We start from the raw sequence: 13,894 nt of genomic DNA on the forward strand, positions 1-13,894 counted from the left end.
TCAAGGTGCAAGGTTCAGAGGGTGTTGCGGGTGTTCACGGCCGATGGCCAGAAGTCGCTGTTGCGCGGCATAGGCCAGGGCCGCATTGACGTCGATGCTCAGCGGACCGCCGGCATCGAGGGTGACTGTGGGCCGGTCATGGGCGTTGAATTCAATCTCGCGCTCGCCATCCAGCGCCAGGGTGCCGCTGGTCAGGCACAGACCGTGGGCGACGCCGGGTTCAAGGCTTGCGGCAGCGAGTACGCCGCAGCCTTGCAGCAGGCCGGGAGCCAGAGGCACCAGCAGCGCTTCTGGAGATTGCGCATCGAGGCGCATCCAGGCCCCGCCCGGAGCCTGACGTGACACGGGAAACCACAAGCCGCAAAGGGCCGAGATGCCAATGGACTGCGGTTCAGCGAAGGTCACAAAGACCTCGGCCAGATCAGATCCGCGACTGATGACCCGGGCGCCGACGAAGGGCAGCGAGGACACCGCCACGTCCACCAGGGCCATTTCGCACAGGCCACGACCCGGCTCGCGCACCAGCAAGCGTTTGTTGCGGCGCAAGGCGATCTCGGGCGGGATCCGCCCACTGACAAACAGCCCGCCGGCCAACCCGGCGCTGGTGGCTTCACGCAGTTCCGGAAAGGCGTTGTTGGTGCCAGTGGACAGGGTCAGCAGCGGAATGTCGCCGACTTCGGCGGCCACCGCCTTGTGAGTACCGTCACCGCCCAGCACGGCGATCAGGGCAACGCCGCGTTCGGCCATCCAGCGCGCCGCGTGACGGGTATCCTCGACACTTTGGCGCAGGGTCAGGTCGAGGAAATCAAGGGCCGGCCAGTGACTGCTGCGAGCCTGGCGACCGTGGCTGTTTTTCAGCACGGCGGCGGCGATGCCGGTCATGTCGGTGGGCATCAGCACCCGTTCGATGCCAGTGGCGCCAAAGGCAGCCAGCAAGCGCTGGATCACCGAGACCTTGTCGGTGCTGGAAAACAGCCCGGCGCTGGCGGTCAGGCGCCGCATGTCCCGACCGGATGCCGGGTTGGCGATGATGCCTACGGTCAGCGGCGCACGACTCATGACGCCACCGCGGGCAGAACAGGGAAAGGGGCTGGGCAGGACATCGGGCACCTCTTTTTATTTTTGGGTTGCCAGTCGGGCTGGTTACCAGAGCTAGAGCAAGGCCGATGCCAGATCCGCCAAAATACCTGCACAAGCCCGTCGTAGAGCGGTCCGGCGAGAACCCGAGGGTGGTCGAATCAAGCCCGAATGAGACGCGTCATGTCAGGCTGCACGAGGTGGCGGCGAGACCGTGAGACGTTGCGTCTCACCGCCAGCCCTCGGAGACCCGGCCCTTGTCGGCGACCAATGAACGGCGCTTAATAGCCGCACAACTAAAAGAAGATGGAACCGGAGGCCTTAATGCTTTCCGCACACTCGAAGGCGCATGTGGATTGCGTCAGCCGTGTTTTGAAAAATGCCGAACACCTGCCGCAGTTGCCTGTGCCGGGCTTGATACTCGACTCCTGGCGCCGCTCCATGGAGCAACACCATCTGGACCCTGGCTCATTGCAAGGGCCACGGATCCTTTCGCAGAACGTGCTGCAGGAATGCCGCGAGCGTTCCGAGTTGTTCTTGCGCATTGCCAGCGAAGAAGTCGCCCGCCTCCACGGTCGCGTGCGTGACGCTAACTACTGCGTGCTGCTGACCGATGCCCAGGGTCAGACCATCGACTATCGCGTGGAAACCTCCATCCGCAATGACTGCCGTAAAGCCGGCCTGTACTTGGGCACTTGCTGGTCAGAAGGCGAAGAAGGCACCTGTGGCGTGGCTGCGGTGCTGACAGCGAGAACACCGATCACGGTGCACAAACGCGATCACTTTCGCGCCGCGTTCATCGGCCTTACCTGCTCGGCCGCGCCGGTCTTCGACCCGCGAGGCGAATTGCTCGGAGTGCTCGACGTGTCCGCAGTGAGTTCCCCGGACGACCGCCGCTCCCAACATTTGATCCGGCAGATGGTGGTGCAAAGCGCACGGGAAATCGAACAGGCGTTTTTCATGAACAGCGCCCAGGGTTACTGGGTGCTGCGAGCCCACAACAGCCCCGGCTACGTCGACAGCCAACCCGATTACTTGCTCGCCTGGGATGATGACGGCCGTTTGCAGGCACTGAACCCGGCAGCAAGGCAGCTGCTGCTGCAAAGCTTTGGCCAACTGCCGGAACACATCGGCCAGGTGTTCGATCAGCAGTTGTTGCATCGGGCCAGCGACGAGTCGCTCTGCGTGCTTCACGGCCAAGGTGGCCACCCTGCGCTGCACGGACGGCTCCGCGGGCCACGTCGGGTGAAACGCAACCCATCGCGCTCGGTATTGACCCCCGCCGAGCTCGATCCGCGACTGGAAGAAAGCCTGCGCCTTGCAGTGCGGGTCAAAGACCGCAACCTGCCGGTGCTGATCCAGGGCGAGACCGGCTCCGGCAAAGAAGTCTTCGCCCGTCAGTTACATCAGGCCAGCCAGCGCCGTGAGCGTCCGTTCGTTGCAGTGAACTGCGCGGCGATCCCGGAGAACCTGATCGAAAGCGAATTATTTGGCTATGTCGCCGGTGCCTTCACGGGTGCCTCGAGCAAGGGCATGCAAGGTCTGCTGGAGCAGGCCGACGGCGGCACGCTGTTTCTCGATGAAATCGGCGACATGCCCCTGCCCTTGCAAACCCGCCTGCTGCGGGTTCTGGCCGAAGGTGAAGTGGCACCACTGGGCGCTTCACGGAGCAAAGCGATAGACCTTCAGGTCATCTGCGCCAGTCACCGCAATCTGGAAGCACTGGTCGCCGCGGGCGAATTTCGCGAAGACCTGTACTTTCGTTTGAGTGGAGCCCGCTTCCAGTTACCGCCGCTGCGCGAACGCAGTGACCGCTTGGCGCTGATCAACAGGATTCTCGATGAGGAATCGACGCTTTGCGCAGACCCCATGCACCTGGGAGGCGCGGCGCTGGAATGCCTGCTTGGCTACCGCTGGCCAGGTAACGTTCGCCAGTTACGCCACGTGCTGCGTTATGCCTGTGCGGTGTGCGATTCAAACCTGATTCAGGTCAGTCATTTGCCCGAGCAACTGCAAGGCCACAGGCTTAACGGCCCAAGTTTCAGCGACACCAACGATTGCGGCGCGAGCCCCGAACGCCAAGCACTGCTCGATGCCCTGGTGCGTCATCGCTGGAAACCCACCGCCGCCGCCAAGGCTTTGGGCATCTCTCGGGCAACGCTGTATCGGCGGGTGCATCAGCACGGTATAGAGATGCCGGGTAGAAGCCAGGTTGAATGAGCCTGAAAGCCAGCAGAAAGAACGATTAACTAACGTTTTTTGTGCGTTCTTCTAGCGATTTCCAAAGCCTTCTTTTCAACCCTTTTTTATGGTTCAGTGCCCCGCAACAACAGGCCTTCCAGCCGCACGCGCGCCCGATTTGAAGCCATGAACCCGAGCCCCCCAGACAATCACGAACCCCACCCCGACCAACACCACCATTGCCCATGGAAAAGAGGCGGCGCCCCACCTGTCCAACAACACTCCGCCCACGACACCACTCGCGGCAATCGCACTATTCCAGGCCACTACATTCAGCGACAACGCCACATCTGCCCCATCCCCCGCGGCATCCGCCAGCGCCGTTTGCAGCAACGTCGCCGCTCCGCCGAAGCTCACCCCCCAAACCGCTGCGCCGACATAGATCATCTCCGGCACGCGGCCCAAAAGGCCAAACATTACACACACCGCCGCAAACGCTGCCAGGCTCACCAACACCGTTTTGCGCAACGATACCTCAACCCTTTTGGCAGTCAGCCAAATCCCCACCAACGCCGCAATACCAAACACCAACAACACCACCTCCACCCGATCCGCCAACCCCGCCGGTGCCACGAAGGGTGCGATGTAGGTGTAGAGAATGTTGTGCGCCAGCATCCAGCTGATGACCACTGCCAGCACGGGTCGCACGCCTGGCGTGGTCATCACGGTACGCAATGACATGCGCTGGCTGGCGGCTTGAGGTGGGTAGTCCGGGACTTTCACCAGTACCCAGGCGATCAGCACCAGTGTGAGGACGGACATGATGCCGAAAGTGGTGCGCCAACCTACGAGAGCGCCCAGCCAGGTGCCGAGTGGTACACCCAGTGAAAGGGCAATCGGTGTGCCGACCATGGCCAGCGCTAGCGCCTTGCCTTGTTGATGGGGCGCGACCATACGCCTGGCGTAGCCGGCCAGCAGGCTCCAGGCCAGGCCAGCCGCGACGCCGGCAAAAAAGCGCGCCACCAGGATCACGCCGTAGTGCGATGACAACGCGGTGATGGAGTTGAACAGCAAGAAACCGACGATAGTCAGCAACAGCACATTACGGCGGCGCCAGCCGCGGGTGGCGATGGTCATGGGGATGACCGCCAGCACCGAGCCCAACGCATAAGCGGTGACCATCTGGCCAGCCATCGAAGGGGAAATTGCCAGGCCTTCGCTGATCAGCGGCAACAGGCCGGCGGGCAATGTTTCGGTGACGATGCAGATGAAGCCGGTCATGGCCAGCGCGAGCAACGCACCGATGGGCAGGCGGTCGGGCGCTGCCGATAATGTAATTGAGGGTGTCATGGGAGGCTCCTGAGTGAGGATTCAGATTTAAATACTGATCGATACAAATGTTGAGGGCTGCCCGTGTCCGTTGTCAACGACTTATGTATCGACTAGTATTTATCTCGTCATCCAGAGGAGCCTTGAAATGGCGCAAATGGGCCGCCCCCGCACCTTCGACCGCGACCACGCTGTGGAACAGGCCATGCATTTGTTTTGGCAACACGGCTACGACGCGACCTCGCTCGCACAGTTGAAAGCCGGACTGGGCAGCGGGATTTCCGCGCCAAGTTTTTACGCAGCGTTCGGTTCCAAGGAAGCGTTGTTTGATGAGTGTGTGCAGCGTTACCTGGCGACCTTCGCTCAGGTCACCGAATGTCTGTGGGACGAGAGTCTGCCGCCGCACCAGGCCATCGAGACTGCGCTACGCCAGTCGGCGCGCATGCAATGTGAGGACAGTCATCCCAAGGGCTGCATGGTGACCCTCGGTGTGATGAGCGCACCCAGCCCGGAGAATGCTCGGGTGGTCGATGCCCTGACCCAATCTCGCGCCCGGACGCACGCGGGGATTTTGGCGTGTGTCGAGCGGGGAGTCAGTGCCGGTCAGTTGCCGGGCAATACTCACGCGCCCGCGATGGCTGCGGTGTTCGACAGTTTCTTGCAGGGCATTTCCATCCTCGCTCGTGATAACACGCCGCATGAGGTCATTGATGCGGCCATTACCCAGATAATGTTGACGTGGGACATTGCAGCCTCCTGCTAGAAGCCAGCAGATGTAAACCATCATCAATACGACACAGCAGACGAAAAAAAGCCCCGCCACCGAATGCGGTGCGGGGCAAAAACTGGTTGGTTGCGGCCAACCAAAGGAGCACGGTGAGAAGCGTTTACGGGCCAGGATCAGATGCAATCCTGCGCGGCGCGTTCAAAACTTGAAGGCAGGAAGTTCGAGGCCAGCAAATGCCGTTCGTAGATGAACACCTTGCCGCCGTTCCCGGTCTTGTAGGCTTCCAGCACGTTATCCGCCGAGACTTTGCTCGGCACGACGATCCGGTAGCTGCGCTGGGTCTGCGAGACAGTCGGGTTCAACGCACTGCCCTGCAATTTCGGCACGACGCAGTCGGCGTATTGGGCCGGGGTCTTGCTGGTCTGCAAGGTCAGGGTCGGATCGTTCGGCGTGGAGGCACAACCGGCGAGCAAAGCGGCAAACACCATGGCGGGCGCGAATAAAGGGCGCATCGGTCTCATCCTGAAAATAAAAGGTTCGGTACAACAAGCAACGGGACTTCGTCACGAACGTCGTCATGGAGGCGATTTTCCGCCTGCTGCCGAGAAAGCAGAACTTGCGTTTCGTAATGTTCACTATTACTTCTAGCAATAGTTGCGCGCCGTACCGACGGATGCACACTCAATCACAACCAGAAAGATTGATGAGGATCTCTCCTTGAGAACATTTGACCTGATACGCGACGCCGTTTTGCCCGATTTCCGAGACCGGGTGGCCGAGTACCTGACCCAATACGAAACCGTACTGTTGTGCGAAAAAGCGCCCGACCGGGAGCTTGTACAGGCCACCGCCAATCAGTTACGCGGCTATTTGCGCGGGTTGAACACTACACGTGTATTGGGCATGGCGGATTGGGAGGAGCTGGATAGACGAGTGGTGAATACGTGGCTTTAGCCTCTGCACGCGCTCTTTGGACTCGACATCCAGGGGATGAATCGGCAATCGCATGTGCAGCAGCATTCTTATCAGCGCGGCAGCGAACAGGCAGGCGAAAACGATGGCGTCGATAATGACGGCGCTCAATGCGTGACCTGCCTCGTCATTGCTCGTATCAAAAGTACCGTCATCACTGCATGCAAGATAACCACTGGCCACAAGAGAATCCCGCTCGCGTCACCGGAGAAGCCAACGTAGGTGAGATACAACGCAACGGCTGCGTTATAGATCAACATGCCGAGCATGGGAGGGCCTGGCCAGCAGGTGACTGCCAGGGCAATGAGGGCAATGCCGGCCACGCGGACGATGACACCGGTCAGTTCGATGCCAAGCAGCAGATGCCCGACCAGAGACGGGACAAACAACAGCCCCACGCCAGTGGCGGCCTCGATAATCGCGGCGAAAACCAGCAGTCCTTTCATCATACGGACGCTCCAGTCCGGGCTGCGCAGCCACGTAACTGCACTACCCGGTGAACAGGTTAATCCGATTGCGACTAACGCTTAGTGCCTATCGTGATTAACCTTGGTGGAAAGTTCCAATCCAGCAGCAATACTCCACTCTGCTTAGAAACTATCCGAGTATAGCGTGGGGCAATAAGTCATGAACTTAACCGTCTCCGAACTTAAAGCATCTCGACTTTCGTCATTCAAACGATGCCTTCGCCAGCCATTACTGCACTTTTTAATCGCCGGTTTTGCACTCTTTGTGTTGTACGAAGGTTTGCACCGTTCCACCGTCGATCAAAATCCCCAACGCATCGAAATCACGCCTGAAGTTGTCCAACGTATCGCGATCTCGTGGCTGGCGCGATGGCAAAGACCGGCATCGGAGCAACAGTTGCAGGGCCTGATCGATGACTATGTGAAAGAGGAAATCCTCTATCGCGAAGCGCTGAAACTTGGCCTGGATAAAGACGACACCATCATTCGCCGCCGACTGGCGCAAAAGATGGATTTCCTCGCCGAAGATGTCGCGTCACTTCGCGAGCCTGCACCCGGTGAACTTGAGGCTTGGTATAACCAGCGTCAGGACGCGTATGCCCTGCCGCCATTGGCGACTTTCCGTCATTTATTTTTCGCCCCGGACAAACGCGGTGCTGATGCACAAACGCAGGCTCAGGCCGCGTTAAGTGGCCTGACTGATCAGAACAGTGGAGAAGGCGATGCCTTCATGTTTAAAAACACCTACTCAGAACAATCCCAGGATCAGGTGGCGCGGGTCTTTGGTTCAAAATTTGCCATTTCATTGTTCAAGCAAACACCCGGAAGTTGGGTAGGCCCTGTGGAGTCCGGTTTTGGCTGGCACCTGGTGTGGATTGATTCGCTGGCCAAACCACCACCACCGCCCTTCGAAACCGTGGCCCGGCAGCTCAAGTCCGATTGGTTGTCCGAGCAACGCAGCGCATCGAAACGCGCGAGTTTCGATGCACTGAAAGCACGCTATGACGTCGTGGTGATGATGCCGACGTCCACCAGCGGGATTGTCGCTGCTCAAACGGAGCGGCCGTGATGAAACACATGGTCTGGCTGTTGTTGCTCTGGTTCATGGGGCTGACGGCCATGGCCCATGAGTCCCGCCCTGCTTACCTGGAAATCAACGAAACGACCACCGGGCGCTATGACGTCATGTGGCGCACCCCGGTGCTTTCAGGCATGCGCTTGCCGATTGCGCTGAAGTTTGCCGACGGTGTGCGCACTGTCGTTGAGCCGGTTGAAAGCGAACTGAACGATTCACTGATCGAGCGCCGAATCATTGATGCGGGTCCCACGGGACTGGTTGGGCAACGCATTGAATTTATCGGCCTGCAAGCGAGCATCACCGATGTGCTGGTGCGTGTCTCGCGCCTGGACGGCAGCCTGACGACCACCCTCGTCCACCCCGCACAACCCTGGATAGACATCACTGGCACGCCGGGAATGCTCTCGGTGGCCGGTGCGTTTCTGGTCCATGGCATCCAGCACATCCTCGGGGGGGTCGATCACCTGTTGTTCGTCTTCGGCCTTCTGCTGCTGGTGAGTAACGGGTGGATGCTGGTGAAGACCATCACCGCGTTTACCCTCGCCCACTCCATCACGCTGGTGCTTGCTGCACTGGGCGCAGTGCGGCTTCCCGGCCCGCCTGTGGAAGCGACGATTGCACTGAGCATTCTGTTGCTAGCGGTGGAAATCGCCCGCAAGAATCGTGGTGAAACCAGCTTCACCATTCAATGGCCCTGGGTCGTGGCGTTCTTTTTTGGTCTGTTGCACGGCTTTGGTTTTGCGGGGGCGCTGGCGCAAATCGGCTTGCCCCGGCACGACCTGCCTTTGGCGCTGTTCACCTTCAACGTCGGCGTCGAGATCGGCCAACTGATGTTTGTCGCCGCCGCGCTGAGCCTTCGCGCACTGTTGCTGCATTGTCGATTGCCACGGTCCGCGCTTCTGTATGCCCAACCGGTTGCGTCCTACGGGTTGGGCACGCTGGCTGCCTTCTGGTTTTTCGAGAGAGTTTGGAGTTTCTGGACCTGAGTTGCCCCCTATCACTGCCGTATTCCCAAGAGGTGGAATATGAAACCCCATACACCCATCATCGTGCCGTCACTGTTAAGTAGCGCCGTGCTTGCTTTCAGCACACTAGCCTTGGCAGAGGGAATCCCTGATCGCGAGGTTTACTTTGGCCAGACGCACTCGCATACCTCCTGGTCGATTGATGCCTACCTGATCGGCAACCATCAGGTCGATCCCGAGCAGACGTATCAATACTCACTTGGGATGCCGGTCAGGCATCCGATGGGGGTTGAAGTGCAGCTCAAAGGCAGACCGCTGGATTTCCATGGCGTGACCGACCACTCGGAATACGTGGGCGTGATCGCCCTGGCCAATGATCCGAAATCGGACTTCAGCAAGCAGCCCATCGCGCAAAAGCTGATTGCCAAGACCCCGGAAGATTTCAACCGAGTGTTCAAATGGATCGCCGGCAGCTTGAGCCACCCGATCAAGGAGCTGATTGATCCGAAGGTGGCCGGCAACATCTGGCAGCAGAACATCGCCATCGCCGACAAGTACTACAAGCCCGGCAAGTTCACCACGTTCGTCGCCTATGAATGGACCTCGGCACCGAACAATCAAAACATGCACCGCAATATATTTTTCCGCGATTCGAAGAAGGTGCCGGACCTGCCCTTCACGGCCCTCGACTCGGACAAACCGGAGGATTTGTGGGGCTGGATGGACGATCAACGCAAAAAGGGCAATGAGGTGCTGGCGATCTCCCACAACGGCAACCTCAGCAACGGCCTGATGTTTCCGGTGGATGTTGATGATCGTGGTCGCCCCATCGATGCCGCCTGGGCCGAAACGCGGATGCGCAATGAATCCCTCACCGAAATTCATCAGGTCAAGGGCACCTCCGAAACCCACCCCGAACTGTCGCCAACCGACGAATTTGCCAATTATGAAATCATGAGTTTCCTGCTTGGTATCGACAACAGCACGTCGAAACTCAATGGCAGTTACATCAGGCAAGCCTGGCAGAACGGCATGGCCTTGCAGGAAGCCCGCGGATACAACCCCTACAAAATGGGCGTGGTCGGTGCCAGCGACTCGCACAACGGGGTGATTCCCTATTCGCAGAGCAACAACTTCGGCTCCCACGGGTTTACCGACAGCACCCCGGCGGCGCGTATTTCCGGCAAGGAAAACTCCGGCATGGTGGCCTTGCAAACCAGCACGTCGGGATTGGCCGGTGTCTGGGCGGAGGAAAACACCCGTGAATCGATCTTCGATGCCATGAAACGCAAGGAAGTCTATGGCACCAGCGGCGTGCGCATCCCCGTGCGCCTGTTTGGTGGCTGGGGTTTCGACAGCAGTGTCTGGAACGAAAAAGACTGGGTTCAAACCGCTTACGCCAAGGGCGTGCCCATGGGCGGCGACTTGCCGGCAAAACCGGGTAAAGCGGCGCCGTCCTTTGTAGTGTGGGCGGTCAAGGATGCAGACGACGGCAACCTCGACCGCATCCAGATCATCAAGGGCTGGACCAAAAACGGCCAGACCTTCGAGAAGATCTATGACGTCGTCTGGTCCGGTGATCGCCAACCGGACCAGGCGACCGGCAACGTACCGTCGGTGGGCTCGACAGTTGACGTTTCCAAGGCGACTTACACCAACACCATTGGTGCCACCGAGCTGAAAAAAGTCTGGGTCGATCCGGATTTCGATCCGGCGCAGCACGCGTTCTACTACGCCCGCGTGCTACAGATCCCGACACCGCGCTGGAGCACCTATGACGCGGCCAAGCTGCAAGTACCGCCGCCGGCGGATGTCTCGGCCACCGTCCAGGAACGCGCCTGGACCTCACCGATCTGGTACACGCCGAATGCTGAGGACAGCAAGTCCATCGCCGGCGGTAAAACCATCGATCAACTGAAAACCGAAGGGGCCAAAGCACTCACCAACGAGCAACTGCAAACCTACGTGGTGGGCAAAACCATCAAGGTGCGCAATACCGTCACCGGCCAGACGTTTGAGATCGTCTATGGCACCGACGGCCAACGTCTGGTCACCAGCGTCGACGGCAAGCCGCCTGCACAAGGGGAATACCTGAACATGCTGCATGCCGGCCAGTTTGGCGTTCCGGCCAAGTATGAAATCAAGGACGGCCATCTGCTGACAACACTCGGCGGCACGCCCTTCGAGGCCACGGTGTTCGAGCAAAACGGCAAATACGTGGCGGCTCGCAGCAACGAGTTTGGCTATGCGAATTATGAGGTCGAGGTGGTCAAGTAGTGTCGAGGCCAGCATCGATGCGCTGCATTCATCGATGCTGGCCGATTGACGAGCAATGGCAGTTGTTGCCCACAGGAACTACTGGTCCGCAGTGGATGCAACTGAAGATCGACAAGCCTCAGCCCATTGCCTGCAGCCATTTAAGTAAATCCATTTCCAGGCTGCCTGGCTTAGGAGCTGTGGGAGATAACAGGCAGTAGCGGGAGCCGTCTTCAACAAATCCCAATGGCGCGGCCAACACACCGCTCTGGATATCGTCGCGCACCAAGTGCCACGGGCCAATGGCTACTCCGAGGCCTGCGACAGCCGCCTGGATGCTGAAATAAAAGTGCTCAAAAGATTGCATGTCCATCTCAGGAATGGGCAGTCCTTTTGCGCCAGCCCACTCCTGCCAAGCGGTAGGCCGGCTAGTTGTCTGAAGCAATGGGGCCGAAGAGCGCAGACCTTTCCTGCTTTTGCCGAACCACTGATCTGCCTTTTCTGGCCTGCATACAGGGCCGACCTTCTCTGTGAATAGAGTCTCGGCATGATATCCGGGGGGGCGAGGAAAATCGTCCCGTCGAATGGCCAAATCTATGCCATGGTCGAATGAAAAGATGCCGCCGCCAGCCACTAAATGGATTTCTAACCCTCGATGATGTGTTTTGAAGTCGCTCCAACGAGGGATCAACCATCGCATTAAAAGCGTTGGCTCACAGGACAGGACAAGCTGACGAGCACGACGGGCATCGGTGCGTATCTCGCCAACTGCCTGGTTCATCAACCCAAGCCCTTCACTAACCGCTTTCGCCAGGTGTCTTCCGGCATCCGTCAAAAAAACCCTTCGGCTACGCCGCTCGAACAGGTCAACGCCCAAATCCTCTTCAAGCAAGCGCACTGCGCGGCTAATGGCACCCGGGGTCAGATGCAGTTCGTCAGCCGCTCGGGCGAAGTTTTCGAACCGTGCGGCTGATTCGAAGCAACGCAACGCAAGTAGAGAAGGCATGCGAGCCTTAGAAATTAGTGAATCGTAGTCACTATTTCCTTCAGAAATCATCGTTAGTACCAAGGTAAATGATCTGTAAATATCGCTCTCTATCACCACAATTCGAAGGGTACAGCATGAGCGAATGGATAGCCGTAATCACCATTACAATACTTGCATGCATCAGTCCAGGACCGGATTTCGCCATGGTTTGCCGCAACGGATTGCTATTGTCTCGACGAGCAGGCGTCCTCACAGCGGTGGGAATTGGTATGGGGGTGCTTGTCCACGTGTGCTATACGCTGCTCGGACTAGGGTTAGTGCTTCAACAAACGCCTTGGTTGTTCAATGCGCTGAAGCTGGCTGGAGCGGCGTATCTCGTCTACCTAGGCATCAAAATGCTTCGTTCCAAGCCGGCTATTGAACAGCTAGACGCACCGCCACCCGCCATGTCAGATCTGGCAGCTCTGCGTACGGGATTTCTCACGAACGCGTTGAATCCTAAAACATCGATCTTCATCGTTAGTGTGTTCATTGGTGTAGTACGGCCGGACACCGCCTTGACAGTGCAAATTGCATATGGACTGTTCATCGCTGGGGCGCACGCGGTGTGGTTCAGCCTCATCGCGCTGTGCTTCTCAGCCGGGAGGGTGCGCGAGAAATTGATGGCCGCACGACAATGGATTGACCGGATTTTTGGCGGCCTACTCGTGAGCTTCGCAATATTACTGACAATCGCTCAGCGTTCAGCTTGAGTTGAATGGGCCTTTGCGCAGGGATGGCGGGATGTGATTGTTATCGACGGCCGTCACGCGACACTCCAATGGCCCAGGCTGGCATTGCTCATGCGGATTGAGTACGCGCATCCACATCACTTGCAGACTCAGCTCTGATCTTGAACCAGAGGGAGTACATCGCTGGCAGGGTTCTCATCATGGGACTAGCCGCCAAGACCTCGCGCACCTGCGCGGCAATAGCGCGCAACCCTGTCCGCTCCGCGCCCATAACCCGAAAGGCCACCGGGTATGGCGCCCAAGCAACATCACGCAGAGCGCGAGCATCTCGCAGGTTAATTTTAGCCAGTGTGACCGGCAGTACTCCGGGCAACGGGCAATACCTCCCTCCCTTTTATCGCCTTTGAACCAGAAACTCATTTCAAGGACTTGTGCTTCCGATATTATGGTATACCATCATACGCACAGACACTCTTATCCCCAACGGAGCAGCCCATGAGTTTCGAAATTCGCAAGATCGTCAGCTATGTCGAAGAAACCTTTATCGAAGGCGGCAAGGCTACGGACAAGCCTGTGACCATGGTCGGGCTGGCCGTGGTGATGAAAAACCCTTGGTTGGGTCGCGGCTTTGTCGAAGACCTGAAGCCGGAAATTCGCGCCAACTGCTCTGACCTCGGTGCGCTGATGGTCGAGCGCCTGGTGGGCATCATCGGCGGCGCCGAGAAGATCGAGGCTTATGGCAAGGCCGCCGTAGTGGGCGCCGACGGTGAAATCGAGCACGCCTCCGCCGTGATCCATACCCTGCGCTTCGGCAACCATTACCGCGAAGCGGTGAAAGCCAAGAGTTACCTGAGCTTCACCAACAAGCGCGGCGGCCCGGGCACCTCGATTCAGATCCCGATGATGCACAAGGACGACGAAGGCCTGCGTTCGCACTACATCACCCTGGAAATGCAGATCGAAGACGCGCCGCGCGCCGATGAAATCGTCGTGGTTCTGGGTTGCGCCGATGGCGGCCGCCTGCACCCACGTATCGGCAACCGTTACATCGATCTCGAAGAGCTGGCCGCTGAAAACGCCCAGTAATCAAGGTCGGTAAGAACAACAAAAAGGCATGCAGGAG

The 13,894-nt window shown here is 58.7% G+C and carries 13 protein-coding genes and 1 pseudogene; 8 read left to right on the forward strand and 6 right to left on the reverse strand.

Translation table 11 applies throughout. The features are described 5' to 3' along the window. The gene (locus ACQ4OB_RS02805; RefSeq protein WP_430955083.1) at positions 1-1,059 is read right to left on the reverse strand and encodes an ATP-NAD kinase family protein; all 1,059 of its coding nucleotides are present in this window, start codon (positions 1,057-1,059) and stop codon (positions 1-3) included. Between the two features lie 342 nt (positions 1,060-1,401). Between ACQ4OB_RS02805 and ACQ4OB_RS02810 the strand changes: the two genes are divergently transcribed. Beyond that, complete coding sequence (locus ACQ4OB_RS02810; RefSeq protein WP_430955084.1) at positions 1,402-3,297, forward strand: sigma-54-dependent Fis family transcriptional regulator; 1,896 nt, start codon at positions 1,402-1,404, stop codon at positions 3,295-3,297. A gap of 93 nt (positions 3,298-3,390) precedes the next feature. Here ACQ4OB_RS02810 and ACQ4OB_RS02815 read toward each other — a convergent pair whose 3' ends face one another. Further along, a complete protein-coding gene (locus ACQ4OB_RS02815) occupies positions 3,391-4,608 on the reverse strand; it encodes an MFS transporter (protein ID WP_430955085.1) in 1,218 nt (405 codons plus the stop codon). 127 nt (positions 4,609-4,735) lie between these two features. Between ACQ4OB_RS02815 and ACQ4OB_RS02820 the strand changes: the two genes are divergently transcribed. After that, complete coding sequence (locus tag ACQ4OB_RS02820; protein WP_430955086.1) at positions 4,736-5,350, forward strand: TetR/AcrR family transcriptional regulator; 615 nt, start codon at positions 4,736-4,738, stop codon at positions 5,348-5,350. Between the two features lie 137 nt (positions 5,351-5,487). Here ACQ4OB_RS02820 and ACQ4OB_RS02825 read toward each other — a convergent pair whose 3' ends face one another. Next, positions 5,488-5,826 carry a hypothetical protein gene (locus ACQ4OB_RS02825; protein WP_102615822.1) on the reverse strand — a complete coding sequence of 113 codons (339 nt, stop codon included), beginning with the start codon at positions 5,824-5,826 and terminating at the stop codon, positions 5,488-5,490. A 205-nt stretch (positions 5,827-6,031) separates the two neighbouring features. Here ACQ4OB_RS02825 and ACQ4OB_RS02830 point away from each other — a divergent pair, with 205 nt between their 5' ends. After that, on the forward strand, positions 6,032-6,268 hold the full coding sequence (locus ACQ4OB_RS02830) for a hypothetical protein (RefSeq protein ID WP_074877267.1): 237 nt from the start codon (positions 6,032-6,034) through the stop codon (positions 6,266-6,268). Between the two features lie 125 nt (positions 6,269-6,393). Here ACQ4OB_RS02830 and ACQ4OB_RS02835 read toward each other — a convergent pair whose 3' ends face one another. Next, positions 6,394-6,735: a hypothetical protein gene (locus ACQ4OB_RS02835; RefSeq protein ID WP_235865012.1), complete on the reverse strand. Its 342-nt coding sequence runs from the start codon at positions 6,733-6,735 to the stop codon at positions 6,394-6,396. A 178-nt stretch (positions 6,736-6,913) separates the two neighbouring features. Between ACQ4OB_RS02835 and ACQ4OB_RS02840 the strand changes: the two genes are divergently transcribed. The 3 genes from ACQ4OB_RS02840 to ACQ4OB_RS02850 are packed head-to-tail and all read left to right on the forward strand — an operon-like array spanning position 6,914 to position 11,073. Further along, complete coding sequence (locus ACQ4OB_RS02840) at positions 6,914-7,822, forward strand: peptidyl-prolyl cis-trans isomerase (RefSeq protein WP_430955087.1); 909 nt, start codon at positions 6,914-6,916, stop codon at positions 7,820-7,822. Beyond that, positions 7,822-8,817: a HupE/UreJ family protein gene (locus ACQ4OB_RS02845; protein WP_074877273.1), complete on the forward strand. Its 996-nt coding sequence runs from the start codon at positions 7,822-7,824 to the stop codon at positions 8,815-8,817. Before ACQ4OB_RS02840 ends, ACQ4OB_RS02845 begins: the two co-directional genes overlap by 1 nt. A gap of 39 nt (positions 8,818-8,856) precedes the next feature. Beyond that, positions 8,857-11,073 carry a DUF3604 domain-containing protein gene (locus ACQ4OB_RS02850; protein ID WP_430955088.1) on the forward strand — a complete coding sequence of 739 codons (2,217 nt, stop codon included), beginning with the start codon at positions 8,857-8,859 and terminating at the stop codon, positions 11,071-11,073. Between the two features lie 118 nt (positions 11,074-11,191). Here ACQ4OB_RS02850 and ACQ4OB_RS02855 read toward each other — a convergent pair whose 3' ends face one another. Further along, on the reverse strand, positions 11,192-12,109 hold the full coding sequence (locus ACQ4OB_RS02855) for a LysR family transcriptional regulator (protein WP_430955089.1): 918 nt from the start codon (positions 12,107-12,109) through the stop codon (positions 11,192-11,194). A 65-nt stretch (positions 12,110-12,174) separates the two neighbouring features. Between ACQ4OB_RS02855 and ACQ4OB_RS02860 the strand changes: the two genes are divergently transcribed. After that, positions 12,175-12,792: a LysE family translocator gene (locus tag ACQ4OB_RS02860; protein ID WP_074877279.1), complete on the forward strand. Its 618-nt coding sequence runs from the start codon at positions 12,175-12,177 to the stop codon at positions 12,790-12,792. A gap of 88 nt (positions 12,793-12,880) precedes the next feature. On the opposite strand, the pseudogene ACQ4OB_RS02865 reads toward ACQ4OB_RS02860, so the two are convergent. Next, positions 12,881-13,072 (reverse strand): annotated as a pseudogene (locus ACQ4OB_RS02865) (hypothetical protein); the annotation flags it as partial. A 194-nt stretch (positions 13,073-13,266) separates the two neighbouring features. Between ACQ4OB_RS02865 and ACQ4OB_RS02870 the strand changes: the two are divergent. After that, positions 13,267-13,857, forward strand: coding sequence for an amino acid synthesis family protein (locus tag ACQ4OB_RS02870; RefSeq protein ID WP_003182108.1), 591 nt, complete (start codon positions 13,267-13,269; stop codon positions 13,855-13,857). Positions 13,858-13,894: the final 37 nt, after the last annotated feature.

This window comes from Pseudomonas sp. ES4 (assembly GCF_050586665.1).
GTDB lineage: Bacteria > Pseudomonadota > Gammaproteobacteria > Pseudomonadales > Pseudomonadaceae > Aquipseudomonas > Aquipseudomonas frederiksbergensis.

Excerpts from the sequence above, each read along its gene's own strand:
- ACQ4OB_RS02805 (WP_430955083.1), bottom strand. The coding sequence starts at position 1,059 with ATGAGTCGTGCGCCGCTGACCGTAGGCATCATCGCCAACCCGGCATCC.
- ACQ4OB_RS02810 (WP_430955084.1), top strand. The coding sequence starts at position 1,402 with ATGCTTTCCGCACACTCGAAGGCGCATGTGGATTGCGTCAGCCGTGTT.
- ACQ4OB_RS02815 (WP_430955085.1), bottom strand. The coding sequence starts at position 4,608 with ATGACACCCTCAATTACATTATCGGCAGCGCCCGACCGCCTGCCCATC.
- ACQ4OB_RS02820 (WP_430955086.1), top strand. The coding sequence starts at position 4,736 with ATGGCGCAAATGGGCCGCCCCCGCACCTTCGACCGCGACCACGCTGTG.
- ACQ4OB_RS02825 (WP_102615822.1), bottom strand. The coding sequence starts at position 5,826 with ATGCGCCCTTTATTCGCGCCCGCCATGGTGTTTGCCGCTTTGCTCGCC.
- ACQ4OB_RS02835 (WP_235865012.1), bottom strand. The coding sequence starts at position 6,735 with ATGATGAAAGGACTGCTGGTTTTCGCCGCGATTATCGAGGCCGCCACT.
- ACQ4OB_RS02840 (WP_430955087.1), top strand. The coding sequence starts at position 6,914 with ATGAACTTAACCGTCTCCGAACTTAAAGCATCTCGACTTTCGTCATTC.
- ACQ4OB_RS02845 (WP_074877273.1), top strand. The coding sequence starts at position 7,822 with ATGAAACACATGGTCTGGCTGTTGTTGCTCTGGTTCATGGGGCTGACG.
- ACQ4OB_RS02850 (WP_430955088.1), top strand. The coding sequence starts at position 8,857 with ATGAAACCCCATACACCCATCATCGTGCCGTCACTGTTAAGTAGCGCC.
- ACQ4OB_RS02855 (WP_430955089.1), bottom strand. The coding sequence starts at position 12,109 with ATGATTTCTGAAGGAAATAGTGACTACGATTCACTAATTTCTAAGGCT.
- ACQ4OB_RS02860 (WP_074877279.1), top strand. The coding sequence starts at position 12,175 with ATGAGCGAATGGATAGCCGTAATCACCATTACAATACTTGCATGCATC.
- ACQ4OB_RS02870 (WP_003182108.1), top strand. The coding sequence starts at position 13,267 with ATGAGTTTCGAAATTCGCAAGATCGTCAGCTATGTCGAAGAAACCTTT.